This window comes from Collinsella sp. D33t1_170424_A12, assembly GCF_015554865.1.
GTDB lineage: Bacteria > Actinomycetota > Coriobacteriia > Coriobacteriales > Coriobacteriaceae > Collinsella.
In genome coordinates this window covers 1-1,062 of the sequence record NZ_JADNJJ010000077.1, presented here as the reverse complement: position 1 = coordinate 1,062, position 1,062 = coordinate 1, and the positions used below count along the sequence as shown (strand labels likewise).

Annotated in this window: 2 protein-coding genes; both read right to left on the bottom strand. The window is 60.9% G+C overall.

Annotation, left to right across the window (positions count from 1 at the left end):
• Positions 1 to 132: 132 nt before the first annotated feature.
• Positions 133 to 594, bottom strand: a complete 462-nt coding sequence (locus I2E26_RS03745; protein ID WP_147588757.1) for a metallophosphoesterase family protein — start codon at positions 592 to 594, stop codon at positions 133 to 135.
• Positions 595 to 617: 23 nt separating this feature from the next.
• The coding region (locus I2E26_RS03740; RefSeq protein WP_195419658.1) for a LytTR family DNA-binding domain-containing protein at positions 618 to 1,062 on the bottom strand (445 nt) is incomplete at its 5' end.

Sequence of the window (1,062 nt, the reverse complement as noted above, 5' to 3'; positions counted from 1 at the left end):
ACCAACTGAGCTAACTCCCCAACAGCGCGTGCTGCTGCGAGAGCTATTATACGCAGATGGGAACGGGAAACACAACAACAATTTTAAATTATTTTACCCGCCCCGCCGATCCAGTCAGAGCGCTGCACGGCGCTACAGCTTGATGATCTCCATCGATAGCAGCGAGCCCTGCGACAGCCAGGCGCGCGCCATGGTCGCGCCGTGCTCGGACCGCGGAAAGGTGGGCGAGCCGGGATTCACGAACACCGCGCCGCGCTTCTCTTCGATCACCGGAACATGGGAATGCCCGAACACGGCGATGCCCGTGCAATCACGGGGAAGATCGCGACGATAATGAGAAACCGTGAAGGTCACGCCCTCGTATTCGAAACGGATCAGGCGCTCCACGCCTGCACCGTAATCGAAGAAGTAGTCGTTGTTGCCCAGCACGGCACGTACGGGTGCGATCTGCTGCAAATGCTCGAAATCCATCTCGGACGTCATATCGCCCGCGTGGACGATAAGATCCGCGCCCTCGAGCTGGGCCAGGAGCTCTTCAGACAGGTGCCCATGGGTGTCCGATACGATATCGACGCGGCGTGCGCTGGCGTCCATCTTGCTTCCCTTCTCCCGGCGACCTACAGGTTGAGCGCCTTCTTCAGCGGCACCACGCGGCGACGGGACACGGGGATGCGGTCCTCGACGCCCGAGACGCCCAGCTGGATCGCGCCGGACGGCACCGTCTCGACATCCTCCACGTTCGCCAGGTTCACGATATAGCGACGGTGCACGCGGAAGAAACCAAACTCGCCGAGCTTGGACTCGAACTGCGCCAACGACGTGGTGGACAGGTAGCGGTCGTCTTCGGTAAAGATGCAGGAGTAGTCGTCCTTGGCCATGATGTAGCGGATTTGGTCAACCGGGATAAGAACCTTGCGGCCGCCCTTCTCCACCGGAATGCGCTCGATGGAGCTCTTGCCGCCATCCATCATGGGCTTCACGCGCGTGAGGACCTTAGCGATAGCCTGGTCCAGACGCGCCTCCTCGACGGGCTTCATGAGGTAGTCGGTCGCATCGACCTCG

Bases quoted from the DNA above. Each gene is read 5' to 3' on its own strand.
- I2E26_RS03745 (WP_147588757.1), bottom strand. From the start codon at position 594: ATGGACGCCAGCGCACGCCGCGTCGATATCGTATCGGACACCCATGGG.